This is a genomic window from Desulfovibrio oxyclinae DSM 11498 (assembly GCF_000375485.1).
GTDB classification, from domain to species: domain Bacteria; phylum Desulfobacterota; class Desulfovibrionia; order Desulfovibrionales; family Desulfovibrionaceae; genus Pseudodesulfovibrio; species Pseudodesulfovibrio oxyclinae.
This window is the reverse complement of sequence record NZ_AQXE01000010.1, coordinates 1-24,432: the sequence shown is the minus strand read 5'-3', so window position 1 is coordinate 24,432 and position 24,432 is coordinate 1. Positions and strand designations below refer to the sequence as shown.

Below are 24,432 nucleotides of genomic sequence, written 5' to 3'. Positions count from 1 at the left end.
TCCCTTTCTTCTTTTCAGATAATCGCGACTACGGTCTGACGCCGAGCCGACGGTCACGGAGAATCAGGTCTGCCAGCGTGAGGGCCGTCATGGCCTTCAGCACCGGGTTGATTCTTGGAATGGCGCAGATGTCGTGCCTGCCGCCGATACGCATGCATACCCGTTTTCCCTCCACGTCCATGCAGTGCTGTTCCTGCGCGATGGATGGGATGGGCTTGACGAATGCGCGAGCCACCACGTCCTGCCCGCTGGAAATACCGCCGAGGATCCCGCCTGCGTTGTTGGACGAAAATCCGGCGGTGGTCATATAGTCGTTGTTCTCGCTACCGAGTTTACGGGCCGCATCGCAGCCGGAGCCAATCTCGACGGCCTTGACCGCGCCTACGCCCATGAGGGCGTATGCCAGACGCGCGTCCAGCTTGTCGAAAACCGGTTCCCCGATGCCCGGAGCCAATCCAGCTATGCGGACCTCGACAACACCGCCAAGGGTGTCACCCAGCCCCTTGACCTCACGGATACGCTCCTCCCATTTCTCCACCACCTCTCCATCAGGTGAAAAGAAGGGATTATTCTGGGCATTCTCCATATCCACCGGGTCTGCGGAAATTCCTCCGATCTCGGCCGTGTAGGCAAAGACGGAAATCCCTTCACTACGCAGAAACTCAAGGGCTACAGCTCCTCCCGCCACGCGGGCCACGGTCTCACGGCCGGAGGAACGTCCGCCGCCGCGGTAGTCGCGCACGCCGCCAAACTTCGAGTGATACGTGAAGTCTGCGTGGCCGGGGCGAAAGACGTCCTTGACGCGTGAGTAGTCTCTGGAACGCTGGTCCTCGTTCTCCACCACGAACCCGATGGGGGTGCCGGTGGTCTGCCCTTCGAACACGCCGGAATAAATCCTGACGGTATCGGATTCCTTACGTGCGGTGGAAGCCGCTCCCTGACCGGGTTTGCGACGATCCAGCTCCTGCTGGACGATCTCTTCGGACATGGGGATTCCGGCGGGACAGCCGTCCACCACGCCGCCGAGGCCGGGGCCGTGGGATTCACCGAAGGTGGTGAGCGTGAAGAGCTCGCCGAAAGTATTGCCGCTCATCGTACCCCCTAGGTTTTCTTGAGCTTGAGAACGTTTTCCGCTTTGCCGAGAACCACGAGCACGTCGCCTTCCTCCAGCGGTTTGTCAGGACTCGGGACGAATGTGAAATGCTCGCTGCCCTTGTATTTGATGGCAACGACCTGCACCTGATGCTCGTTGGTGAGATCCAAATCCCTGAGCGTGCGGTTCTGCCATTCCTCCACTTCGATCTCGCGTGTCAGCACGTCGTCGCCGAGACCGAGGTAGTCCATGATGCCGGGAACAGCCAGCCTGTGAGCCATCTGCTTGGCCACGAACTGCTCGGGAAAAACCACGAAGTCCACCCCGAGCCGCTGCAGCACCTTTTCATGCTGTGAACTCACGGCCTTGACCCAGATGTTCTTGACCCCCAGGTCCTGCAGGTTCAGCACAACCAGAATGCTGGATTCCATGGAATTGCCGATGGAAACCACCACCTGCTCCATATCATTGAATCCCAGCTGTTCCAGTGCGGCCTTGTCAGTGCCGTCGGCCTGAAAGACCTGCGGCAGCCGGTCACGCATCTGGCGCACATTGGCCTCGTAACGGTCTATGGCCAGTACGTCGATCTCCAGCTCCTGCAGAGCCAGCGCAAGAGAACCGCCGAATTTGCCGAGTCCTATTACTCCGATTTCGCGTTGTTTCGTCATGATTATCCTCGATTAGCCAAGCGGCAGGCTGTCTTCGGGAACCTTGTATCTCGTCGGCCGCTGCCAACTGTGCAGTGCCGAGAGCAGCCAGATGGGGCCGAGCCTGCCCACGAACATGAGCATGATTATCACACCTTTGCCCGGAGCGGAAAGCGAGTCGGTGATCCCGGTGGAGAGTCCCACGGTTCCGAATGCAGACACCACCTCGAAAAGTGTATCCAGAAAATGCCCGCGAACCATGTGATGCGGCAGGTCGCCGCCTTCAGTTATTTCGAGTGCAAGGGAAGAGAAGCCGACGATGAAAGCCGCGAAGACAGCCAGCGTCAGCGCCCGCCGCATGGAATGCAGATCCAGAGCGAAGCGTCCGACCCGAGCCTGCTCGGCACCTTTGAACTGGGCGACGATGAATCCCCAAATCGCGCGGAACGTGGTGGTTTTCACCCCGCCAGCACAGGATCCAGGCGAGCCGCCGATGAGCATGAGCATGAGAATGAGCACCAGCGACACGTTCGTCAGGTCTGCCATTTCCATGGTGTTGAATCCGGCGGTACGGCTGGTAACCGAATTGAACAGGGCCTTGAGCAACTCCTTGTGCCATGGCCCGGACCAGCCGCTGCCGTACATCTCGGCAAAATAGATGGCCAGAGTTCCTGCCACTATGAGAAAAGCGGTCGTTTTGAGCACGACGCTGGTATGCCATGTGAAAAAATAACAACTTCCGTTTCTGGGAGGTCGCAGACGGGCCGCGTCCGCAATTCGGGTCGCCAACTCGTTGAGTACGTAGAAGCCAAGCCCACCGAGGATGATGAGTGCCATGAAGATCGAACAGACGCCCCAATCACCCTGCCAACGGGTCAGGCTGTCCGAATACAGTGAAAAACCGGCGTTGCAGAATGCGCTGATGGAGTGAAAGAAGGCGGACCAGAGGGAGAACCCGCCGGGATGAGAGAAGTAGAGCAGGGCGGTTCCGACCAGCTCTATGGCAAAAGTGCCGATCACCACGCGCAGCAGGAAACTCTTCAGGCTGAAGCTCGGATCGTGCAGGAGGCTGTTGCTGACAGCCAGCCTGTCCGCAAGTGAAACGTGTTGCCCCAACAGGTAGAGGGCCAGACTGGTGTAAGTCATGATGCCGAGGCCGCCCAGTTGGATCAGGGCGAGGATTACCCCCTGTCCGTAAGGGGAGAAGAACGACCCCGTATCCACGACGATCAGGCCGGTGACGCACATGGCGGAGGTAGCCGTGAACAGGCTGTCCAACCACGAAAGCGTCTGGCCGGGATGAGCCGCGTCAGCATGAAGCAGCACTGTTCCCACAAGAATGCCGAGAGTGAAGAAATGGACCGGCAGCCAGAATGGCGTCAGCAGCTTGGTTCGCATCACACGTCCTTACGCCCGCCGCGTACGGAACGCAACCGCCTCGAAACAGGAATTCTTTTCAGGACCGTGCCACAAAAGACGGTTGAAGGAGACTTCCGGTTCAGAAGAAGCCGGATTTAACCTTTTCCGCAACAAAATCAGCGATGCGCCAAGGCTCGGAGACTTTCATCACCAGATTGGCGCAGTCAAAATATAGCGGCTCCCGCTCCTGCAACACCTGTCGTATTTCATCGTCGAGCGGATTGCCTGTCAGGGAAGGGCGCTGTTCCTGAGAGGGGTCAGCCCTGAGTCGGCGCGCAAGCTCATCCGCGGATGCCTTGAGATAAACGCAGAAACCTTTCCTGAGGAGCTCGCGATTGCTTTCGCGAAGAACGATTCCACCGCCGCATCCGACAACAGTTCCCGCCCTGTCGGCAATAGAAGCGAGAATTTCGGCCTCGGCGTCGCGAAAAGCGTCCCACCCGTTGTGGGCCACGAAATCGGCTATGGTGCCGTGCCTGTCAAGAAAGACAGCATCCGTGTCCACGAAGGGCATATCAAGCCTGTCGGCCAGTTCTTTGCCGATGGTCGTCTTGCCGCAACCGCGGGGGCCTATCAGGTAAATGTTTCGCATAAGAACAAAATAGCTCAACCAATCGCCTCTGGCAACGGCAAAGGAACGTTTTGCACAGGCATGTCCCGGGCGGACTTGCGTGCAGTCGCCAATGCGCGTAACCGTTACATCATGGCAGGTTCCGGTTCCCAAGGAAGATTTGAACCGCACACTTGACGCATCCAGCGGGGAAGCCATGCAACACGCCTTGTATTCCATGAATCTTGAGACAGCGCGCATCATCTTTCGAGACAACGATACGATGCACGATTTTTTCACGGATATAGCAACTCGGCACGGCATCACGCCCGAAGAGGCGCTGTTGGTTTCCGGATATCTGCAAAGCTCCATGCCAAACGGACGCTCCGCTCCGCGTGAGGCGCTGGATGAGCATTGCGAGCGCTTCGCACAAGGGAAATATGCAGCGGTCACGTCCAATGGGTACCTGTATCTGGTACTGCGAGACGGGGCCGAAGAATTCGCGGGGGCCGGAGCACCGTCCACGCCGGACAGATTCAGAAGCATCCCGGTGCCGCTCATGCTTCTCGGCGGGGCAATCGCCGTGGTCCTCGTCTTTCTGCTCGCCAACAGCCTTTTGTCATGAAAAAACCCGGCCGGGCCGGGTTTGATGAGTTCTATCCGTCGCCGCTGGTTTTGGGCGTTCCATCCCGCCTTGAAGGACGATCCGAACTGCTGCCGAACGCCTTGAAGGCGTTTTTGAGAAATCGCTTCCTGTCACCGGAGGAAAGGGTTGGCCTGTTGCTCATGAGGCTCTCCTAAGCTGCGCAACCGCAGCGGCGGTAATTCGTTTCGATTCGCTTAAAAATTCCGGTTTCCTCACCAACTTCATCTCTTACAATTTTCAATGCAGCCTGAAAATTCTCGGACGCAGAATTCAAGTCCCCATCCTGCTGAAGCACCAGCCCGAGATTGTTTCGAATCTTTGCTTCGTTGAGAGGCGATTTGAAAAGACGGCATTTGTCGAGAGCCTGATACAGGAGGAACCTGGCGTTCATCAGGTCTCCTTCGGACAGGGCCTTCATACCTTCACGATTGAGATGTCCCACAAATTTTACATTATTCATTCGGAATCTCCTTTGAAAGATTTCGCCGGGACCGAGGGGGGATCGGTCCCGGCAGGTTACAGTGAAGAATGGAGGTGTTTTCTGTCATTGGGTTCAAGGAGGTTTCGTTCGCCTTGAACTCTTTGATAGTGAAAATCGTTTTCAACGTCAAGGGGGAAAAGAGTAGTTTTAAGACAAACCGAGAAAAGGGAAAATCAGAATTCGGTCCGGACGGTGGGCCGCATACTATCAGCCGGTTCGGTCAGGCCAAGGAGGTCGCGCACCCTATCATTCATGGGCAGTGACCATGCGTGCGCTGCGACCACAAGTTTGTCCCGCAAACGGACGACGCGCGCATGAACCAGCACAGACTCGTCGCCCACTTCGTAGCTTCCGACGAGCATGGACGGTTGTATATTGTAATCCGTCTCACGCAGGATGAGGTCCTTGTCCTCGTGCTCTTCAGCCTGCTTGTCGAACTTGGACACGGCATCCTCAGGCGGCGCTCCGTCGGCAATCCGCCAGCCGCGCTGAAAGAGCCTCACGGCAATCTGCTCGGATACGACTTTTCCGAAAGGGGACCTGTCGGCGGTGTTTTCAATATTCACGAAACGGGTGATATATACCGGAGAATCAGCCGGAAGCAATGTCCGGTTCACGTTGGAATGCATCTCGTCGGCGGCATCAAACGCGGCATCTACCAGAACATCGTCCTTTTTCGGAAAAACGGGAGTGGCGGTCGGTTCGCTATCAAAAACAAACTCGTAGGTTGAAACCGCGCCATCTTTCACGGTGGAACAACTCGCGGCCAACACCGACACGAGTAAGAGCATGAGAAAAACACAAGCCGCCTTGTTCATTGGATACCCCGTATTGAATTTCTGCGCAGCACGATCCCCGAATTCGGGCGAGTCCTGACTACTCTTCGGCAGTATCTGGAATATCCTTTAGGATTTCCATGAGTAGAGATGCGATGGATCTGGAAGCTCGCTCTGCAGCCTCAAGCACGGCTTCGTGGGACGTTTCTTCCATGGCATCGGGGACGTTCTTGTTCGTCAGGCATGAAAGCGCCATGACACGCATGCCGCAATGCACGGCGGCCATGGCTTCAAGAGCAGTGGACATGCCGATGGCGTCTGCTCCGAGCCGACGGTAGGCGCGGGTTTCGGCCGGAGTTTCCAGATTGGGTCCGGGAACCTGAACATAGACCCCGCGTTCAAGAGGAATTTCGAGTTCCAACGCCTTGCGAACGGCCAACTCACGCAGAGCGAGATCGTAGACCCGGCTCATGTCGGGAAAACGCGGGCCCCAATCCTCCACATTTTCTCCGGTGAGGCAGCTCGCGCCGGAAAAATTGATGTGGTCGGTCACGAGCATGGGACGACCTACCTCGAACCGTGGATCAAGGGCACCCGCTGCATTGGTGAGAATGACGGTTCTGATGCCCAGCTCGTGAAAAACCCGGATGCCGTGCACCACTTCGTCCGGCGTAAAGCCTTCGTAAAGGTGGATTCTGCCCTGCATGACGACGATGGGGCGGCCATAGGCATGACCGAAAACCAGCTTCCCGGCGTGGCCCTCCACAGTCGAAACGGGAAACCCCGGAATCTCGGAGTAGGGCAGGGAGTGTTCGACATCCAAAGCGTCCACCACGGCGCCCAAGCCTGAGCCCGTAACGATTCCTGCGCTTGCGGGTTGTATTTTCCCCACATTTTCCTGTATATATCGAACAGATTGCAGCACGGTCCTGCGCTTGTTCATGAACAATCTCCCTGTGAGGACGTGGTTTCAACCGTGTCCGTTTTAGTTGCAACCTCTCGGATTAAATGCAAATCCGACATAAGGCAGGTTAATTTCTGATGGATATAGCAACCCTACTCGGACTCATCATCGGCCTCGGACTCGTCGTGGGCGCCATTGTCATCGGCGGTGCCGTGGACGTATTTCTCAACGTCCCCGGCATGATGATCGTGGTGGGCGGGACCCTTGCATCGATCATGGTCGCCTTTCCGTTCGAAGAAGTCTTACAAGCGGTGAAGGCGGCGTTCAAGGTCTTTCATCAGAGAAAAACCAGCGCGCGCGACGTGGTGAACATCATGGTCAAAGTGGCTGAAATCAGCCGCCGAGAAGGATTGCTGGCCCTTGAAAATGTCCAGACCGAGAACATGGTTCTCAAGAAATCCTGCCAGCTCATCGCGGATAACGCGGACACGCAGCTCATCCACGCGACGCTGGCCATCGAAATCAACTCCATGCGCAGACGCCATCAGGTGGGGCAGGACGTATTCAAGCGCCTCGGCAGCCTCGCTCCGGCCTTCGGAATGATGGGAACGCTCATCGGTCTCGTACAGATGCTCTCGCGACTCAACGATCCCTCCACCATCGGCCCGGCCATGGCAGTAGCCATTCTGACCACCTTCTACGGTTCGGCAATGTCCACGCTGATTTTCATTCCGCTCGCCGCAAAGCTCAAGGCGCGCACGCTTCAGGAGCAGCTCAACCTCGAAATCATCTTCGAGGGAGCCAAGTCCATTCTTGAAAACAACAACCCGCGACTGGTTTACGAGAAGCTCTCCTCGTTCCTGTCGCCCTCCGAGCGCGGGGACTAGATCGTGAAAGAAGATTACGATCTGTACAATATCCCCTTGCAAGAAGAAGAGGGGGACCAACAAGACTGGCTGACGACATTTGCCGATCTGGCCATGCTGTTGCTCGTTTTCTTCATCCTGCTGTATTCCATGTCTACCCTCGACACCACCAAGTTTTCCGAAACATTTTCATCAGTAACCCACGCCCTGTCCGGCAAGATGGAGAAGATCGCCACCAGCCGCATCACCCGCGAGGAAGCAGGGGTGCTCATAGATCAGGCACTCATGCGCCGCCAGATCATCGAATCACAGCGCAAGGTCTTTGCTGAGGTTAAGACCCTTCAAACCACCAAGGGGCTTGAAGGGGTCGTCAGCGCAAATTTCGAAGACGGCGTCATCACAATCCGCGTCCCGGGCGACGTCATGTTCGGCTCCGGCAGGGTGACCCTCAGCCCGGAGGGTAAAAGGCTGGTTTCGCAACTCAGGGATTTCTTCATCAAGCACCCCGACCAGACCATCAAGATTCTCGGATACACCGACAACACCCCGGTGAGCGGACGGGGACGTTTCAAGGACAACTGGGAGATTTCGGCCATGCGGGCCGTTAACGTCCTTCGCATGTTGCTGCAGATGGGCATTGAGCCCTCGCGACTTACAGCAACCGGCCTTGCGGACATGAATCCTATCTATCCGAACACAACCCCCGCCTATCGCGCCAAGAACCGCAGGGTGGAGTTCGTGCTTGAAAAACGGGTTACCGGACGGTAAGGGATTACCCCCTCGGACTACGAGGATGAACCATCGAGGTATTTTTTATGGACTTCAACATTTCCCTGCCTGACGCCGAAGAAAAACTCCGAAGGGCCTTCAGAACCCGCGTGCCCGGCCTGACTGTGGAATTTCTGGAGCAGGGCAAAACCTTGCCCGTCAAGGACATCTCCGCGACAGGATTTGCCGTGGAAGGTGACTCCACCATGCGCGAAGGCACATCGCATCCGGTCAAGCTGCTCCTCAACGGCAAACTTTTTCTTTCCGACATCAAGGCCAACGTCATTCGCGTGGCGGAGAACGGCATTGCCGGACTCAACTTCGAACAGCTTGACCGCCGGCAGCAACAACGGCTGGACAAACTCGTGCTCGAAGTGCAGAAAAGACTCATTGCCCTGAAGAAGAACAAAGACAAATAGGCGCGCCCTTGGCTGAGAAACACCGCATACTCATAGCCAACCGCGGGGAAATCGCCATCCGTATCATGCGGGCCTGCCGCAAGCTCGGACACGATTTCGTCGCCCTTTACACCGAACCCGACAAGGACTCGGGTCATGTCGCCCTTGCGCGGGAATGGGGCGGTGACAAGTCGCTCTATCGCATCCACTCCTATCTCGACGCCAACGAAGTTCTCTCGGTGGCCGATGAATCCGGCGCGACTGCCGTGCATCCCGGCTACGGTTTTTTCGCCGAGGACTTCCGGTTCGCCAGAAGGGTGGTTCGCCGCGACAGGCCGCTGCTCTTCATCGGTCCTTCCTGGTGGGTCATTCGCGACCTCGGCGACAAGATCAATACCAAGCGCATCGCCCGCGGCCTGGGCGTTCCGACCATTCCGGGGTCGGACCGACCGATCTACAGCGAACTTGAAGCCGAGGAAATCGCCGAGACCCTTTTTGCCTTCCAGGCCGAGCAGGGCATGAAGGACTCCTGCGTGCTGGTCAAAGCCTCGGCAGGCGGAGGCGGAATGGGCATCGAAGAGGTTGAGGACCCTGACGAGTTCCGCTCCGTGTACCGGCGCATCCGCAACTACGCCAAACGGAATTTCAATGACGAAGGCGTGCTCATCGAGCAACGCATTTTTGACTTCAATCATTTGGAAGTGCAAATGCTTTCCGAACGAGAGGGAGTCTCGCACGTTCATTTCGGCACCCGGAACTGCTCCGTGCAATCCACGGGTAAACAAAAGCGCATCGAGGTCGCTCCGGGGTTCGTTCCGGACGAACTGGGATATGCCTTTGACGCGGCGGGGGTGCTACAGTCGATCATTGACCACTCCCTGAAAATGGCAGCCGAAGTTGGTTATGACTCCGTCGGAACGTGGGAATGGATCGTCACGCCAAGAGGCGAACCGTTCCTCATGGAAGTCAATACCCGCATTCAGGTGGAAAACGGGGTTTCCGCCGCTGTTTCCCGCATCAAGGGCGAGGACGGCACCGACCTCATCGCCGAGCAGATTCGTCTGGCTTTGGGACAGCCCATGGGATACGGTCAGGAGGACATCACCTTTGAAGGTGTCGGCATCGAATACAGGATCATAGCCGAAAAAACCGCCGAGCGCTTCGCTCCCTGCTCCGGAACCATCACACGTTTCGAATGGCAACCGCAGCCGTGGCTGACCATGCACACTCAGATTCCAGTGGACCGCGAATACGAAATTCCCATGGAATACGACCCGAACCTCGCGCTTGCGATCATCCGCGGCGCAGACCTCGCCGAAGCCAAACGCCGCGGCGTGGAGTTTCTGGACAACCTCGTTCTCGAAGGCAGGGGAGTTGGCGGTTTTGCCACCAACATCGACTACCTTCGCGAACGCACCGCGACACTGCTGGAGTTCTAGGGCATGGACAGCGATAAGAGAATTCTGGCCCTCAGGGACCGCCTGAACTACGCCAAGGACATTGTTGGCGACGGTGAAGGCCGTGCCAGCGTGACCATCCTTGAAGCCAAGTTTCAGGAACTGCTCGAAAAGCTCAAGTCCGACCCTGAACCGGATTCTACGCGCGACATCGCCCACATGGAAGGGCTGTTCGACTTTCTCGAAATGAAACTGGACCAGAGCCTGTCACCCATGGACAAGGTTCGCATAGTGCGCCATCCTCAACGCATCTGTCTCAAGGACATCCTAGAGAACGTCTACGACAACTACTCCGAGATAGGCGGGCAAGGCGAGTTCAGCATCGACCCCAGCATGGTCATTGCCCGAGCCTACCTCACCCGACGCGTCGGCCAGAAGGTTTTCAACCAGTCGGTCATGGTCATCGGACAGGAGAAGGGGCACGGCGAGGAATTCAGGAACGGCGGTTCGGTCAAGCCGTGGGGCAACGCCAAGGCGCTGCACTACATGAAAGTCGCCGAAACCGAGAACATTCCGGTTCATTCGTTCATCTTCACTCCCGGCTCCTACCCTATCGAAGACTACCCCGGCGCGGCACAACAGATCGCGAAGAATCTTTATGAAATGGCAGCGCTGCGAGTTCCGGTGATTGCCACCATTTCCGAAGGCGGCTCGGGTGGAGCGGAAGCCATCGGACTTGCAGACCGACGCATCATGCTTTCTCACGGATACTATTCCGTCATTTCCCCGGAAGGCGCCGCCGCCATCGAAGGACGACTGCGTGACGGCAACCGGGCTGGCGCGGAACTGGTGGAAAAGTGCGCACGACAGCTTGGCATAACCGCCGAGGACAACCTGAACAACGGGTATGTGGACAGGGTCTTGAACGAACCTCCACTGGGGGCGCGTCCGAATCATTACAATTTTTTCAAGGATCTCAGGCGGGAACTCATCCAGTCCACCAACGAGGCGGTGCTTGGCGTCAAGTCCATGCAACTGTTCCGCTCGCTTGCGCTCAAACAGCAAAAGCGCGGCAGGGATGCCGACGCAGAAAGCATCTTCGTCCGCTGGAGTCTTTCCAAAGGCGCCCGGACGCGTCTCGTGGAAAAGAGATGGGACAAGTTCCGCCACATGAGCCAGCACGCCTACCGTGACAATCGCTCCGTCATGAAACGAGTGACGGAGTCGTGCGAAAACATGGGGCTGGCCATGAACTCCTTCGTGCGTCATGACCTGCTGGGTCGTCACAAGAAGAAGCTGGACAGCTTCATGGAAGAAGTGGCCGCCGAAGTCCACCTTGTGAGCGAGAAGCTCGTCAAGCCCGTCAAGAAGCTCATTACGAGTACGGCATCCGGAGACGGCTCCACGACCAACACGGACATCAAGAAACTGACCCGGCTTTCAAGGCCCGAGGAAGGCGCCTACCTTGGCGACGACCAGTGGCTCTGGATCAGCCCCCGCAGCAGGGACGACAAGACGATATCCTGCCCCAACGTGCGTACGCACGGTTGTCAGGATGTATGGGCTCCGGATCTGTTCGGGGAATTTGCGGGCGTCTGCCCGAACTGCGGACATCATTTCCGCATGGAATACCAATGGTATCTGCACAATGTCTTCGATTACCCCCACGCCCACGAATTCGGGCGGGAAATAGAATCCGTCAACCCGCTGGACTACGAAGGATTTCAGGTCAAAATTGATCAGGCTCGTGAACGTACCGGCCTGAATTCGGCCTGCATCACCTTCGAGACCAACCTCAAGGGCATCGACACCGTGGTGGCTGTGCTGACGGCTCCGTTCCGGGGCGGCACTGTCGGAGCCGCGGAAGGGGAGAAGTTCATCCGTGCCTGCGAACGCGCCATGAAACGACGCTATCCGCTCATAGCCTATGTGCACGGTACCGCCGGTATCCGCATTCAGGAAGGGGTCAACGGAGTCATTCAGATGCCCCGCTGCACACAGGCCGTACGCCGCTATATCGATGCGGGGGGCCTGTATCTCGTCGTTTACGACACCAACTCGTACGCCGGACCGCTGGCAAGCTTTTTGGGCTGCTCGCCTTACCAGTTCGCCATCCGGTCCACGAACATTGGCTTTGCCGGCCCCGGCGTCATAACCGAGACGACCGGGATTGAAGTGCCCCCAAACTACCACAAGGCCTACCATGCCTTGTCCAGAGGGCACATTCACGGCATATGGGACCGCCGCGAGCTCAAGGGCAATCTTCACAGAGCGCTCTTGACCATGGGGGGACGCAACCTCTATTATCGCTGACCCCGCGTGGCACCGCTTCAAGAAAACATATCCGGGAGGAGAATCCCGTGCTGAACGTCAAGGAACTGCTTGAGGAGATCAAGGCATCTCCCTACAAGGAAATAGTTGTCCGCGCCCCGCATACCGGGGTGGTGGAATTCGCGGGACTGAAAACGGGCGAGCAGGTCGTCGGCCGCTCCGGCTCCTACAAGGAAAAGCCGGGCACACAGGTGGCGACGCTGACCCGCGAGAAAAACCGCAAACCGATCAACGCCCCGGAAAAAGGGGAAATCCAGTCGGTCCGCACCGAACTGGACGGACAGTTCGTGGAAGCGGGTGAAGAACTGCTGACCATTCGCCACTTCCTGACGAAGAATGAAGTCATCGAATTGATTCTTCAGCAGGCGCTGCACCTGTTCCGTGCGCCCGAGCGAGCCAAGTACTACTTCATTCCGGAAGTTGACCAGAAACTCAAGGTTTCCGGAAAACAGTCGGTGAAGGTCCATGAGGGCATGGAGATCCTTATCGTTTCCCGCATGAAGCGTGAGACCCCGCTGACATACTCCGGTCCCGAGGGCATCATCTACTCGGTCTACTTCCACCGGGGCGACAACGTCGATGCCGACGAGCCCCTGCTCGGCATTTGTCCGGAAGACCAGCTCTCAACCATTCAGGACGTGGTCAACCGTGTCCAGAGCGAATGGGAAGAAGAATAGGAGGAAATCATGGGCGGTATCCTGCAGGTACGGGTCTCGGCCTGGACCTTTGATGAAAAGGAAGTTTCGAAGCGCTGGCCTTCCCTGGCCTCCCTTGTATGGGAGGACGGCACGTTCATAACGCCAGCCAGAGGCGTCATGGAGCTTGCCGAAGCCGTGCAGACAGCTTGTCACGCAGAGCTTATCGACAAAAAAAAGGTCGAAGCGCTGGAAGACAAGGCCAAAACCGCCCACGATACGCTGCAAAAACTTCGCGCCAGCCTTGCGGACTGGCAGCCGCAGGAGGCTGACAAGCTGACCTATGCGCTGGAAGACAACCTTGACGCGTTGGAAGACATTGCAGCGAAATTTTGATACTTGAATTCCACAATTCAAGATGAGGAGAAAACATGGCTGGAAGCCTTAACAAAGTTATATTGATAGGCCGTCTTGGACGTGATCCCGAGCTGTCCTACACCGCCAACGGACAGGCACTCGCCAAAATGTCCGTAGCCACGGACGAGGGGTACCGCGACAAGCAGAGCGGACAGCGCGTTGACCGCACTGAATGGCACCGCGTGGTCGCATGGCGGCAGACCGCCGAATTTTGCGGCAACTACCTGAAGAAGGGCAGCCTCGTTAATGTCGAGGGCAAGCTGCAGACCCGCAAATGGCAGGACCAGAACGGTCAGGACCGTTGGACCACCGAAATCGTGGCCGACCGCGTGCAGGGTCTGGATTCTCCGAGGGACAACCAGCAGCAGCCGCGTCAGCAGGGTGGCGGGTATCAGCAACAGGGCGGATACCAGCAGCAGGGCGGCTATCCTCAGGGTCAGCAGCAGGGCGGCGGATACCAGCAGCCCCAACAGCAACAGCAACAGCCCGAAGAAGATCTCGGTCCGGCCTTTCCCTCCGAGGCGAGCGGAATGGACGACGTTCCCTTCTAGCCAAGATCCCTTTTTACGACCGGTCACAACGGACGGAACTCAGGTTTCGTCCGTTTTCTTTTTGCCAATGGTATCGCATAAAACCTTAATGAGCTGCTCCACCTCGAAGGGCTTCGATATATAGCTATCGGCTCCCTTCTTCAGGAACTGCTCTCGGTCACCCTTCATGGCATGCGCTGTCAGGGCAATGATCGGTATTTCAGAATCGATTTCAGGGAATTTTCCATCCCGTATTCGGGATATTGCCTCAAGACCGTCCATCTCGGGCATCTGAACGTCCATGAGCACGCAGTCGAAGCTCTGCTTTTTGAGCGCATCAAGCGCCTCGATTCCGTTACCGACAGTGGTAACCTCATGCCCTGCCATTTCGAGAAACCGTTTGGCCGCAATGGCGTTGATCCTGTTGTCCTCGGCCAAGAGAATGGAAAGATTCTGCAACGGCTCGGATGCTCCGAACAGGTCATCCTCAACCGTTTTCGGATCGCTTTTTAATACCGTAATCCAGAAATGAGCCGCTGTTCCCTCGCCCTGAGTGCTTTCAATATTCAGATCACCACCAAAGAGATGGCACAGCTTTTGGGCAATGCCGAGCCCAAGACCAGACCCTCCGAAACGTCTGTTGAATGTTTCGTCTGCCTGCGTAAAGGGAGCGAAAATGGATTCAAGCCGGTCTTCCGGAATACCAATGCCGGTATCCTCAACCACAAAATCGAGATGATACCTGTCGCCTTGCAGCGCATGTCCTGAAACTTTCAGCCGAACACTTCCCTCAGGGGTGAACTTGACCGCGTTCCCGACAAGATTGAAGAGAATCTGCCGCAACCTGGCCGGGTCACCGATGAAAGCTTCGGGAAGATGAGAATCGACATCGACTTCCAGGCTCACTCCCTTGAGCTTGGCGGTATCGACAAACGAGGCGTGCACACCCTCGACCACTTCGGATAGTTCGAAATAGGTTTCCTCAAGTTGGGTTTTTCCAGCCTCGATTCTGCTGAGATCAAGAATGTCATTGATGATTTCAAGCAGGCTGCCGCCTGCGGTTTTGGCATGGTCCAGAAGTTTCCTCTGCTCTTCGTTCAGGTCAGTATGCGTCAGGAGTTGCACCATCGCGAGCACACCGTTGAGGGGAGTGCGAATTTCATGACTCATGTTGGCAAGAAACTGCGATTTGGCCTCGTTCGCCAAGAGCGCCTCTTCATTTGCCAGACACATACTGTCTTCCATGCGTTCACGCACAATGGCGCTACCGATAATGCGAGCGGCCGTACTGAGCGCTTCGACCTCGCCGTAATTCCAGTCCCGCTCGCGTTTGCAGTCATCCAGGCCCAAAAAGCCCCACCATTCACCATCAGCATGAATAGGCGCAGCCACGAGGGACTTTATTCCCTGAGGCACCAGGACCGCCTGCTCTCCCTCGGGGAAATCAGCCACTGCACCACTGACAATCTCTCCCTTGGAAAGCATCTGCTTCCAGCGAAGAGCCCCTACATCCTCATAGGTCTGCTCCTGTAACGCAGGATTCTCGATTTGAGGGCTGACGCCATCGCTAACCCACTCCTGCAATTGGCTCATGGTCAAACGTCCGTCGGCAGTCAGTGAATTTTTGAAAATGTAAACGCGGTCTGCTTCGGAAGCATTACCCAGATCGAAAAGCGTCTCATCCAGATATTTTTTCCAGTCGCCCTCCCGGAGCATTCGTTCTGCAATACGGTTGACGGAAGCAAGAATGTTGTTCCGCGAAGAGAGAATATCCTCGTAGCGCTTTCGGCTTGTAATATCGGTCGCGATCTCAAGACGGGCCATTCTGCCGTCCCACCACTGAATGGCGCGATCCTGAATAAGATACCAACGGTCGTTGAGCGTATTCTGGAACTCCCAGACTATGGAGTCGCCGGGGTTGCCGGCTTCATCGAGCAAAAGGTCGTTCGTGCAGAACGGGCAGCGCTCGTTCTGTCCCTCCTGAAGAACCTCCCAACACTTGCAGCCGGAATAATCCGTGGAAAGGTTGAGGGCATCGACGGCCTTTTTGTTAAGGAAGAGTATTTCATCGGTCTGGAGGTCGGTGGCGTACACGACGGCATCAAGACTGTTCAAAACCTGTAGAAGGCTTCTGAAACCAACCTTGTGCTCTGGAAAACTCTTTTGAAGAAAAGCGAGCCTCTCCTCAGGTGCGAGCTTCTTTTTGTTGCGGTCCGAACTCATCGCAACGCCCCGAATTTAACGCTGAAATATTCAGCTTCACAAAGTAATCAGCTCAAAAATAGCATAATATGATGAAGATTGTCTACTAAGCCGATCTTATTTCCTGTGTCCGGCTCTTCCGGGGGCAAAAAAGGCATTATAGGTAAGCGTGAGGAGGACCGCATAAGCGGCAGCCCCAACCCCGATGAGTGCGTCATAATAAATCGGTGCGGTCAGGGCGAGGCGGATGAGGAGGGTGGCAAGGGCAAAGCCCGAGTTACGAAATACAGCTCGGAACTGAGGAAGGAATCGCTGCGAGATGAGTACGAGCAGGATGTCGCTGAAGATCAAAACCGTGAACATGGCATGGAAAACATCAAAGGTCTCGCCATTCATGAAGAACTGAACCCAGTTCTTGATACCCAAGGCAATGAAGGCAACCAACAGCGACAAGGCCACGATTTTCTTGGCTGAGACGAAACGAAAGAGAATCTGTCCTTTCGAACCTTCGTCTTCAATGGGCCGATTGATCATGATGTATACGCCGAGGATGGCGAAAATGAGCAGTGCGCCGGTGGCATCGGACACTATTCGCAGCAGAGCGTCCATGTGGCCGGAAAGGGCGATCGGCTCCGGAAACTCGGCCAGTTCCTTGAAGGAGCTTCGCAAGAGGATGAGAGCAAGAATCTCGAACTGCTTGCCGAGTGCGCGGGATATGGAGCAGGGCAGAGCGAAGATAAGCCCGACAACTTCCACCACAAGCACCAAAGTGAAGGCCAGGTTGATGGCCATGTAGTGACTTGTAGGCGTGGATGCCGCCATGGAAGCGGGCAGGAGTCCCTGCCTGTTCAACTCAATGGTCACAAGCCCCAGCAGGAAGACCCCGATGAGGCCGCCGGCAACCGCCCGCTGCGTAGTATCCCGCTCCCAGAAGTGATGCAGCGGGTCGAAGATGTATGTGGCAAGCCGATAGATGCGGTCCATGAGTCCTTCTCCGGTTTCCGCGATGTTCCTCGGCTCGTGCATGGGCTATACCTCGAAAAGCATTTCCAGATCGTCCCGTGTGAGGCTCTTGAGCGCCGCCTGTCCGGGAATGACCGCCTCCGCTACATCCTTCTTCGCCTCCTGAAGCTTGAGGATTTTTTCCTCCACGGTGTTCTGGCAGATCATCTTGTAGGCAAACACCTGTCGCTTCTGGCCGATGCGGTGCGTACGGTCTGTGGCCTGATTCTCAACAGCCGGGTTCCACCACGGATCATAATGAATGACATAGTCCGCTGAAGTGAGGTTCAGGCCGGTACCGCCTGCCTTGAGCGAGATCAGGAATATCGGGATATCCTCGTTCTCGTTGAAGCGGTCCACCTGCTCGAAACGGTCCTTGCTGGCGCCGTCGAGGTAACAGAAGGGAATTTCCTTGATCTGCAGCCAGGAACGGATGACATGAAGCATCTGCACGAACTGCGAGAAAACGAGCACCTTGTGCCCCCCTTCGATGACCTCATAGATAAGGTCCTTGAACGCGTCAAACTTGCCAGAGGGCAGGTTGGTGTCCACGCCCGGCATATCCAGCTTGAGCAGGCGGGGATGGCAGCAGATCTGGCGCAGCTTGAGCAGGGCGTCCAGAATGGACATCTGGCTCTTGGCAAGCCCCTTCTCATCCACGTCCTTGAGCACCTGATCCTTGAGCTTCTTGGCCAGAGCATTGTAGAGATCGCGCTGCTCGTCGATGAGTTCGCAGTAATGCGTGGTCTCGATCTTGGGCGGCAGATCCCGCGCAACCATGTTCTTGGTGCGGCGCAGTATGAACGGCTTTACGCGAGAGCGCAGATAGTCCAGCGTTTCCTCGTCGCCATCCTTGATGGGCTTGACGATGCCGCGCTGGAAGGAGTGCTGCGAGCCGAGGAAGCCGGGCATGAGGAACTCGAAAAGCGACCACAGCTCGAAAAGGTTGTTCTCGATGGGCGTACCGGAGAGGCAGAGCTTGGTATCAGCCTCCAGCTTACGCACCGATCTGGCGGTGATCGTGTTGGGGTTCTTGATATTCTGGGCTTCGTCGAGAATCACCGAGGAGTACTTGTACTTGAGCAGCTCATCGAGGTCCCGACGCAGCAGGGCATACGTGGTGATGACAAGGTCCGAGTCCTTGATCTTGGCGAACAGGTCCTCGCGCTTGGTGCCATAGATGGTCAGCCGCTTGAGCTGCGGCACGAACTTTTGCGCCTCACGCTCCCAGTTGGGCAGAACCGAGGTGGGGACGATGATCAGGTTGGGCAGCTCCGAACCGGCTTCTGATACCGAGAGGATGAAGGAGAGCGTCTGGATGGTTTTTCCAAGCCCCATTTCGTCCGCAAGGATGCCGCCAAAGCCGTAGTCGCGCAGGAAGTTCAGGTAGCTCAGGCCCTCAACCTGATACGGTCGCAGGGTAGCGTTCAGGCTCTTGGGTTGTTCGACCTTTCTGATTTCTCTGAAGTTGTGGATTTTCTCGCGCAGCTCGACAAAGAATTCGTCCGTATGCGTGTTCGGGATATCCTCAAGCAGTTTGTCCAGCACCGGAGCCTCGAACTGCTTGAAGGTCTGCTGAGGCGGCTTTTCAGGGTCAAAGCCGAGATTCTTGAGCTTGTGCCCGAGGCGGTTGAGCCACGACTCGGGAAGGCTTGTATAGGAGCCGTCCTTGAGTTGCACGTAACGCTTGCCCTGAGTCCACGCTTTCCAGATCTTGTCGATGGGCACGCGCTGGTCGTCGTATTCCACCGTGAGGTCGAGCTTGAACCACTTGTTTTCCTCGTCGCTCTCCACCTCTGCCACGATCTCCGGCTTGGAATTGCGCACCTTGTAGCGCGTCAGGTTCTTTTCGCCAAAAACGCGGTAGGCTTCGACCAGCATCGGGTAATAGTCGAGCAGGAAATTGATGGCCTCTTCCTGCTCCATGAACCAGATGTGATTGCTGCGCGGCTGGAATCCCATGTCGGAGAGTTCCGCCAGCAGCATGGCTTCCTCATCCTGCGCGCGGCGGATGAGGTAACTCTTGCCTTCATAGTGATACGAGCCGGTCTGAAGGTCCGGGTTGGGCCCGGGCAGGGAAAATTCCCCGTGTTCGTTCTCGTACATGTTCTGGACCTTGAGCGTAAGCAGGCTGCCTTCCTCGTCCAGATACAGCTTCGGGTTGTACGAGGCATCCTGAAAGATGGGACCGACACGTTCGAGAAAGTCGTCGTGCCCGTAGAGGTCCGAAACCGGAATCTTGGTCCAGACGCGGTCCAGAAATTCCGAAACATCGCTGTGCGGAATGATGGGAACCTGTTCCACCATGTCCTGAATCAACTCAGGGTCGAGCCCCGTCTGAACAGGATAGAACCCCTGCTTGTAATAGACCCAAAGAGGCAGCCGTCCATAAAAATAGATTTCCTCTTCACCGGTGATGGAGAAGGGGATCTGGTCCTCGCGTGAGAGCAGGATGTCGAACTGCAGACCGTCCTCGCTCAGATGCGGGGAGAGCTTGAGCTGCATGGTCTTGCTTTCTATGCGAACGGGCTGATCGGTTTCGCGCAGGTAGAGATAGTACTCGTTCTTGATGGCGCGGAAAAACCACGAATGCAGACCGGCCGGAATCTCCACGCGATGGCCCCAGTAGTCCAGATAATGGCCGATCATTTCGGCCACCCTGGGCAGGGAAGGCGATGGATCGCACCATTCGGGGTTCTCCACGATCTGGTGCAGCGTGATCTCGTTCTGGACCGAGGAAATACCGGATTTGTTCTGTCTGGCGCGGAAAAAGGCAACCTGAAGTCGTCCCGGTTCGGGATACAGGCGATAGATTATGTAGTGTTTGCCCGCTTCGGGTTCCAGTTCGGTAGCGAAGAAGGGGCGGAAAGTCTGGTGCCAGTCGGTTCTCGCGGTAGGGACGGATTCTCCCTGCTCACCGTTCACCGAATGGTGCAACTTGATGGCTGTGGCAGCCACGTGCTTACACACTCCCGAAAAGGATTCCGGGCAGTTGCAATAGTAATTGATCGTGTTGTCGCCGAGGTTCAGGCCGATTTCCGAGGCGTAATTCTGAAAATCATCACCCTGGACCATCCCGTCGATGTCCCAGTACTGATCCCTCTTTTTGAGGTCGATTTTCATGACACCGCTGCTCGCAACGATGTCCTGCGCCATTTCCAGAATATATTCGGGAACGGTATCGTCTATGAATTCCTGAAGTATTTCCTTGACGATTGCTTCTTCGCCGTTAGCCATGCCGGACAGACTCCTTGGCCGGTTTGTCCTGATGTGTCCCTTCCGAAACCGGGGAGGCTCGTGCCCCGGTCAAAACATCTCGATTCCGTTGAGGTATTGGCTTTTGCGCCGCTATGGTTAATACTCTAAGATGTCCAGCGGGCAACCGAGTTTATATGATCAAAACCAGACGATTTGGCAAGGAAAAATGAGACTCGCCTTACTACTGATTTTAATTTTTGCAAGCATTTCAAATGCATCTGCTCAAAGCGGTCCAGACTACGGCGGACGGTTCGTGGAGCCCATGCTCGGCAGGGTGACGAACCTCATTCCGCCTCTTGCCACGGATGCGGGCTCTCACGCCATAGCTTCCTACATCTATGTCTCGCCGCTCAAGTACGACAAAAACATCACGCTGAAACCCTACGCCGCCAAGTCCTATCAGGTTCTGGACGGCGGCCGACACCTCAAATTTACGCTTCGCGACGACATCTACTGGACCGACGGCGAACCGCTAACAGCCGAAGATGTTGAGTTCACTTATGAACTCATGGTGGATCCCGAAACCCCTACGGCTTATGCCGCCGACTGGAAACAGATCCGGGAGTTCCGTCGCACAGGTAAGTATACCTTTGAAGTTTTTTATGACAAGCCCTTTGCGCGCTCCCTCGTCACATGGGCACAGGAAATACTGCCAGAACACGTTCTGGAAGGCGAGGACCTGCTGGATACCGAGTACAGCAAAAATCCCGTTGGAGCAGGCCCCTACAAACTCAAGGAATGGGTCTCCGGCCGACATCTCACCCTCGCGGCAAACAATGATTATTTCGAGGGCAGACCCTACATGGACGAGATTCACTACCGGATCATCCCGGACATCTCCACCCAATTTCTGGAACTCAAGGCAGGGGGACTGGACACCATGGGTCTGACACCGCTTCAATATCTGAGGCAGACCCAGAGCAAAGACTGGCAACAGCGATTCAATAAATTCAAATACCTGTCCTTTGGTTACACGTACCTTGGCTTCAACCTGCGCCATCCGTTCTTCAAGGACCGTCGCGTACGCAGGGCGCTGAGTCTGGCGATCGACAAGGAAGAGATCGTCAAAGGCGTGCTCTTCGGCCTCGGAACGCCAGCAATCGGGCCATACAAACCCGGAACGTGGCAGTACAACGAGGCTGTTGAAGATTACGGCTACCAGCCTGAAGAAGCCCTGAAGCTGCTGGAAAAGGCTGGGTGGAAGGATAGAGACGGTGACGGCTGGCTGGACAGGGACGGAAAGCCGTTCTGGTTCACCATCATCACCAATCAGGGCAACTCGCAACGCACCAAAAGTGCCGTCATCATCCAACGCAGGCTGGCCGACATCGGCATCAAAGTGGAGATTCGGGCCATCGAGTGGTCCTCCTTCATCAGCGAGTTCGTGAACAAGGGCCGGTTCGACGCCCTGATTCTGAGCTGGAACATCCTTCAGGACCCGGATCTTTACAACGTCTGGCACTCGGACAATGCCAAACCCGGCGGCCTGAACTTCATCGATTACAAAAACGAGGAACTTGATGAACTGCTCGTCCGTGGCAGACAACTCGTAAACCGTGAGGAACGAAAGAAAATCTACGACAGGGTGCAGGAAATACTTCACGAGGACCAGCCTTATGTGTTCTTGTATGTCCCGTATTCACTGCCGATTGTCTCTTCACGTGTCCGGGGGATCGAACCCGCTCCCGCCGGCATATCGCACAACTTCATCCGCTGGTGGATTCCCGAGAAACTTCAGCTACGCGCACAGTAAAATATGATACGAATCAATGACATAACCGACCAAGTCGCCTCATACATCGACAACCCCGATCTGGAACTCATCCAGCGGGCCTATGTCTTTGCCGCACAGTCGCATGACGGCGTGATCCGCCTTTCCGGCGAGCCCTACATATCGCACCCCATGTCCGTGGCCTACCAGCTTTCGGTGATGCAGCTCGACGAAGCCACCGTGGCTGCGGGGCTGCTGCACGACGTGGTCGAGGACACCGACACGAGCGTGGATGAGCTGGAGGAAATCTTCGGCGTTGAAGTGGCGGACATCGTTGACGGCGTCACCAAGATCAGCAAGATGCAGTTCGAGTCCAAGGCCGTGGCTCAGGCCGAGAACATGCGCAAGATGATCCTGGCCATGGCCGAGGACATCCGCGTACTCATGGTCAAGCTGGCGGACCGCCTGCACAACATGCGCACCCTTGAGCACATGAAGCCCATCAAGCAGCGCATGATCGCTCAGGAGACACTGGACATCTATGCGCCGCTGGCCAACAGACTCGGCCTGCACCGCATCAAGACCGAGCTTGAGGACATGTGTCTTCAATATCTCAAGCCGGACGTGTACGAGCAGCTGACGGACGCAGTTGCCCAGCATCGATCCTCCGGACAGGAGTATATCGACAAGGTCATCGAGATGGTCCAGAAGATGCTCAAGAAGAACAAGCTCGACGCCCATGTCTTCGGCAGGACCAAGCACCTGTACTCAACGCACCAGAAGATGGAGCAGCAGGGCCTGAGCTTCGAGGAAATATACGACCTCATCGCCTTCCGTATCATCGTGAAATCCATCAAGGACTGTTACGCAGTCCTTGGGCTGATTCATGCCGAATGGAAGCCCATCGCCGGACGTTTCAAGGACTACATCTCCATCCCGAAGGCCAACATGTACCAGAGCCTTCACTCCACGGTAATCGGCCCTGACGGGGAGCGTATCGAATTCCAGATTCGCACCGAGGACATGCACCGCGTGGCGGAATACGGTGTGGCCGCGCACTGGCAGTACAAAGAGACCGGAAAGGGCGCCAAGAAAGGCAAATCCTCGGGCCAGCGCGACGCGGAACGCTTCACGTGGTTGCGGCAGATTCTGGACTGGCAGCGCGAACTCAACGACCCGCGCGAATTCATGGCCTCCCTGCGCATCGACCTCTTTCAGGACGAGGTCTACGTCTTCACGCCACAGGGAGACATCAAGGAACTGCCGGACGGCGCCACTCCCATCGACTTCGCCTACCTCATACATTCCGAGGTGGGAGACCACTGCGTCGGCGCCAAGATCAACGGCCGCCTCGTGCCCCTGCACACCGAACTGAAAAACGGCGACTCCATCGAGATCATCACGGACAAAAACCGCGTTCCAAGCAGGGACTGGCTCAAGTTCGTCAAGACGGCCAAGGCCCGGACTCGCATCAAGCAGTACATACGCACCATCGAGCGAGAACGCAGCATCTCGCTTGCCAAGGAACTGCTGGAGAAGGAAGGCCGCCGCCACGGCATCAACGTGCAAAAGGCCATCAAGGACGGGTATTTCGTCAAGCTTGCCGAGGATTTCAACTGCGGCAGCGCGGACGACCTGATGTATCAGGTGGGCTTTTCGCGCCTGACGCCGAGAAAAGTCCTCAGGCGCCTTTACTCCATAATGTACGACGGCCAGAAGCCGGACAAGCCCGGTGCACGCCGCCACCATGGTGGTGGAGAAGAGGAGAAAAAGCCGAAATCCGACAGCTTGACCATCAGCGGCGTGGACAACGTGCTCGTGCGCTTCGCCAGCTGCTGCAACCCGCTGCCCGGCGAACCCATCATCGGCTACATCACCCGCGGGCGCGGCGTCACGGTGCACCGTTCGGACTGCCACAACGTCAAGAACTTCGAGTCGGAGCGACTGATCAACGTTTCGTGGGAAGGCGAGGAAGAGCGCTCGTATCCTGCGAAAATCCGGGTTCGTTGCCAGAACAAGCTCGGTATGCTGGGAAGCATCTGCAACATTCTTGCGCAGGCCGAGGTCAACATTGATTCTGGCACGTTCCAGTCCAACGTTGACGGCACGTCAGACCTGAATTTCACGGTGGACGTGAAGGATCTCAACCAGTTGTATTCAGCCTTGGCCAAGGTCAAAGCCCTGAAGGCAGTCAGCGAAGCCGTCCGCGTGTCATAACCTCCCTCCCAATAGCTAAAAAAGCCCTCGACGATCCATCGCCGGGGGCTTTTTTTTATTACCAATCACACCCGACCTCACCCACACCCTTCAAAGTCATTTCCCCAAAAACCTACCAGCAACAACCGGGCGAAGCCCAAGCCAAAGGTTTCTTGGAGAGGGGGAAGGGGAGTCTGAGGGGAAG

22 protein-coding genes are annotated in these 24,432 nt (G+C 56.4%); 11 read left to right on the top strand and 11 right to left on the bottom strand.

Annotated features, from left to right (window positions below; translation table 11 throughout):
* Positions 1–28: 28 nt before the first annotated feature.
* The 4 genes from aroC to aroL all read right to left on the bottom strand — a co-directional run bounded on the left by aroC (position 29) and on the right by aroL (position 3,751).
* Positions 29–1,093 carry a chorismate synthase gene (aroC, locus tag B149_RS0111535; RefSeq protein ID WP_018125315.1) on the bottom strand — a complete coding sequence of 355 codons (1,065 nt, stop codon included), beginning with the start codon at positions 1,091–1,093 and terminating at the stop codon, positions 29–31.
* A gap of 8 nt (positions 1,094–1,101) precedes the next feature.
* Positions 1,102–1,761, bottom strand: a complete 660-nt coding sequence (locus tag B149_RS0111530) for a potassium channel family protein (protein ID WP_018125314.1) — start codon at positions 1,759–1,761, stop codon at positions 1,102–1,104.
* A gap of 12 nt (positions 1,762–1,773) precedes the next feature.
* Entirely contained in the window at positions 1,774–3,138 is a 1,365-nt protein-coding gene (locus B149_RS0111525; protein ID WP_018125313.1) for a TrkH family potassium uptake protein, read from the bottom strand.
* Between the two features lie 100 nt (positions 3,139–3,238).
* A complete protein-coding gene (gene aroL, locus B149_RS17100) occupies positions 3,239–3,751 on the bottom strand; it encodes a shikimate kinase AroL (protein ID WP_018125312.1) in 513 nt (170 codons plus the stop codon).
* A 91-nt stretch (positions 3,752–3,842) separates the two neighbouring features.
* Between aroL and B149_RS0111515 the strand changes: the two genes are divergently transcribed.
* On the top strand, positions 3,843–4,334 hold the full coding sequence (locus B149_RS0111515) for a hypothetical protein (protein WP_018125311.1): 492 nt from the start codon (positions 3,843–3,845) through the stop codon (positions 4,332–4,334).
* Between the two features lie 31 nt (positions 4,335–4,365).
* On the opposite strand, the gene B149_RS18925 is transcribed toward B149_RS0111515, so the two are convergent.
* The 4 genes from B149_RS18925 to B149_RS0111495 form a co-directional block, all read right to left on the bottom strand.
* Complete coding sequence (locus tag B149_RS18925) at positions 4,366–4,497, bottom strand: hypothetical protein (protein ID WP_018125310.1); 132 nt, start codon at positions 4,495–4,497, stop codon at positions 4,366–4,368.
* A 9-nt stretch (positions 4,498–4,506) separates the two neighbouring features.
* Positions 4,507–4,815: a tetratricopeptide repeat protein gene (locus B149_RS0111505; protein ID WP_018125309.1), complete on the bottom strand. Its 309-nt coding sequence runs from the start codon at positions 4,813–4,815 to the stop codon at positions 4,507–4,509.
* A 194-nt stretch (positions 4,816–5,009) separates the two neighbouring features.
* Positions 5,010–5,627 (bottom strand): FlgO family outer membrane protein, encoded by a 618-nt coding sequence (locus B149_RS0111500; RefSeq protein WP_156816814.1) that lies wholly within the window; start codon positions 5,625–5,627, stop codon positions 5,010–5,012.
* An 85-nt stretch (positions 5,628–5,712) separates the two neighbouring features.
* Entirely contained in the window at positions 5,713–6,555 is an 843-nt protein-coding gene (locus B149_RS0111495; RefSeq protein ID WP_026167585.1) for a purine-nucleoside phosphorylase, read from the bottom strand.
* Between the two features lie 98 nt (positions 6,556–6,653).
* Here B149_RS0111495 and B149_RS0111490 point away from each other — a divergent pair, with 98 nt between their 5' ends.
* From B149_RS0111490 to B149_RS0111455, 8 genes are all read left to right on the top strand, one after another.
* Positions 6,654–7,403, top strand: coding sequence for a motility protein A (locus tag B149_RS0111490; RefSeq protein ID WP_018125306.1), 750 nt, complete (start codon positions 6,654–6,656; stop codon positions 7,401–7,403).
* A 3-nt stretch (positions 7,404–7,406) separates the two neighbouring features.
* The gene (locus B149_RS0111485; protein WP_018125305.1) at positions 7,407–8,150 is read left to right on the top strand and encodes an OmpA/MotB family protein; all 744 of its coding nucleotides are present in this window, start codon (positions 7,407–7,409) and stop codon (positions 8,148–8,150) included.
* A 47-nt stretch (positions 8,151–8,197) separates the two neighbouring features.
* Positions 8,198–8,569, top strand: a complete 372-nt coding sequence (locus B149_RS0111480) for a PilZ domain-containing protein (RefSeq protein ID WP_018125304.1) — start codon at positions 8,198–8,200, stop codon at positions 8,567–8,569.
* Between the two features lie 65 nt (positions 8,570–8,634).
* Positions 8,635–9,987, top strand: a complete 1,353-nt coding sequence (locus B149_RS0111475) for an ATP-binding protein (RefSeq protein ID WP_051069564.1) — start codon at positions 8,635–8,637, stop codon at positions 9,985–9,987.
* Between the two features lie 3 nt (positions 9,988–9,990).
* Positions 9,991–12,258, top strand: coding sequence for an acetyl-CoA carboxylase carboxyl transferase subunit alpha/beta (locus tag B149_RS0111470; RefSeq protein ID WP_018125302.1), 2,268 nt, complete (start codon positions 9,991–9,993; stop codon positions 12,256–12,258).
* A gap of 47 nt (positions 12,259–12,305) precedes the next feature.
* A complete protein-coding gene (locus B149_RS0111465) occupies positions 12,306–12,953 on the top strand; it encodes a biotin/lipoyl-containing protein (protein ID WP_018125301.1) in 648 nt (215 codons plus the stop codon).
* A 9-nt stretch (positions 12,954–12,962) separates the two neighbouring features.
* The gene (locus tag B149_RS0111460; protein ID WP_018125300.1) at positions 12,963–13,307 is read left to right on the top strand and encodes a hypothetical protein; all 345 of its coding nucleotides are present in this window, start codon (positions 12,963–12,965) and stop codon (positions 13,305–13,307) included.
* 35 nt (positions 13,308–13,342) lie between these two features.
* Positions 13,343–13,879: a single-stranded DNA-binding protein gene (locus B149_RS0111455; RefSeq protein WP_018125299.1), complete on the top strand. Its 537-nt coding sequence runs from the start codon at positions 13,343–13,345 to the stop codon at positions 13,877–13,879.
* A gap of 39 nt (positions 13,880–13,918) precedes the next feature.
* On the opposite strand, the gene B149_RS18010 is transcribed toward B149_RS0111455, so the two are convergent.
* The 3 genes from B149_RS18010 to B149_RS0111440 all read right to left on the bottom strand — a co-directional run bounded on the left by B149_RS18010 (position 13,919) and on the right by B149_RS0111440 (position 20,299).
* A complete protein-coding gene (locus B149_RS18010) occupies positions 13,919–16,081 on the bottom strand; it encodes a hybrid sensor histidine kinase/response regulator (protein ID WP_018125298.1) in 2,163 nt (720 codons plus the stop codon).
* Positions 16,082–16,177: 96 nt separating this feature from the next.
* Positions 16,178–17,086, bottom strand: a complete 909-nt coding sequence (locus B149_RS0111445) for a hypothetical protein (RefSeq protein ID WP_018125297.1) — start codon at positions 17,084–17,086, stop codon at positions 16,178–16,180.
* Between the two features lie 3 nt (positions 17,087–17,089).
* Positions 17,090–20,299, bottom strand: a complete 3,210-nt coding sequence (locus tag B149_RS0111440) for a DEAD/DEAH box helicase (RefSeq protein ID WP_018125296.1) — start codon at positions 20,297–20,299, stop codon at positions 17,090–17,092.
* A gap of 187 nt (positions 20,300–20,486) precedes the next feature.
* Between B149_RS0111440 and B149_RS0111435 the strand changes: the two genes are divergently transcribed.
* Together B149_RS0111435 and B149_RS0111430 are read left to right on the top strand one after the other, a co-directional pair.
* Positions 20,487–22,073 carry a peptide-binding protein gene (locus B149_RS0111435; protein ID WP_083909222.1) on the top strand — a complete coding sequence of 529 codons (1,587 nt, stop codon included), beginning with the start codon at positions 20,487–20,489 and terminating at the stop codon, positions 22,071–22,073.
* Between the two features lie 3 nt (positions 22,074–22,076).
* Positions 22,077–24,248 carry a RelA/SpoT family protein gene (locus B149_RS0111430; protein ID WP_018125294.1) on the top strand — a complete coding sequence of 724 codons (2,172 nt, stop codon included), beginning with the start codon at positions 22,077–22,079 and terminating at the stop codon, positions 24,246–24,248.
* Positions 24,249–24,432: the final 184 nt, after the last annotated feature.

Excerpts from the sequence above, each read along its gene's own strand:
- B149_RS0111475 (WP_051069564.1), top strand. The coding sequence starts at position 8,635 with ATGCGGGCCTGCCGCAAGCTCGGACACGATTTCGTCGCCCTTTACACC.
- B149_RS0111500 (WP_156816814.1), bottom strand. The coding sequence starts at position 5,627 with ATGCTCTTACTCGTGTCGGTGTTGGCCGCGAGTTGTTCCACCGTGAAA.
- B149_RS0111505 (WP_018125309.1), bottom strand. The coding sequence starts at position 4,815 with ATGAATAATGTAAAATTTGTGGGACATCTCAATCGTGAAGGTATGAAG.
- aroL (WP_018125312.1), bottom strand. The coding sequence starts at position 3,751 with ATGCGAAACATTTACCTGATAGGCCCCCGCGGTTGCGGCAAGACGACC.
- B149_RS0111530 (WP_018125314.1), bottom strand. The coding sequence starts at position 1,761 with ATGACGAAACAACGCGAAATCGGAGTAATAGGACTCGGCAAATTCGGC.
- B149_RS0111480 (WP_018125304.1), top strand. The coding sequence starts at position 8,198 with ATGGACTTCAACATTTCCCTGCCTGACGCCGAAGAAAAACTCCGAAGG.
- B149_RS0111445 (WP_018125297.1), bottom strand. The coding sequence starts at position 17,086 with ATGCACGAGCCGAGGAACATCGCGGAAACCGGAGAAGGACTCATGGAC.
- B149_RS0111460 (WP_018125300.1), top strand. The coding sequence starts at position 12,963 with ATGGGCGGTATCCTGCAGGTACGGGTCTCGGCCTGGACCTTTGATGAA.
- B149_RS18925 (WP_018125310.1), bottom strand. The coding sequence starts at position 4,497 with ATGAGCAACAGGCCAACCCTTTCCTCCGGTGACAGGAAGCGATTTCTC.
- B149_RS0111440 (WP_018125296.1), bottom strand. The coding sequence starts at position 20,299 with ATGGCTAACGGCGAAGAAGCAATCGTCAAGGAAATACTTCAGGAATTC.
- B149_RS0111490 (WP_018125306.1), top strand. The coding sequence starts at position 6,654 with ATGGATATAGCAACCCTACTCGGACTCATCATCGGCCTCGGACTCGTC.
- B149_RS0111515 (WP_018125311.1), top strand. The coding sequence starts at position 3,843 with ATGCGCGTAACCGTTACATCATGGCAGGTTCCGGTTCCCAAGGAAGAT.
- B149_RS0111455 (WP_018125299.1), top strand. The coding sequence starts at position 13,343 with ATGGCTGGAAGCCTTAACAAAGTTATATTGATAGGCCGTCTTGGACGT.
- B149_RS0111435 (WP_083909222.1), top strand. The coding sequence starts at position 20,487 with ATGAGACTCGCCTTACTACTGATTTTAATTTTTGCAAGCATTTCAAAT.
- B149_RS0111525 (WP_018125313.1), bottom strand. The coding sequence starts at position 3,138 with ATGCGAACCAAGCTGCTGACGCCATTCTGGCTGCCGGTCCATTTCTTC.
- B149_RS0111495 (WP_026167585.1), bottom strand. The coding sequence starts at position 6,555 with ATGAACAAGCGCAGGACCGTGCTGCAATCTGTTCGATATATACAGGAA.
- B149_RS0111470 (WP_018125302.1), top strand. The coding sequence starts at position 9,991 with ATGGACAGCGATAAGAGAATTCTGGCCCTCAGGGACCGCCTGAACTAC.
- B149_RS0111430 (WP_018125294.1), top strand. The coding sequence starts at position 22,077 with ATGATACGAATCAATGACATAACCGACCAAGTCGCCTCATACATCGAC.
- B149_RS18010 (WP_018125298.1), bottom strand. The coding sequence starts at position 16,081 with ATGAGTTCGGACCGCAACAAAAAGAAGCTCGCACCTGAGGAGAGGCTC.
- aroC (WP_018125315.1), bottom strand. The coding sequence starts at position 1,093 with ATGAGCGGCAATACTTTCGGCGAGCTCTTCACGCTCACCACCTTCGGT.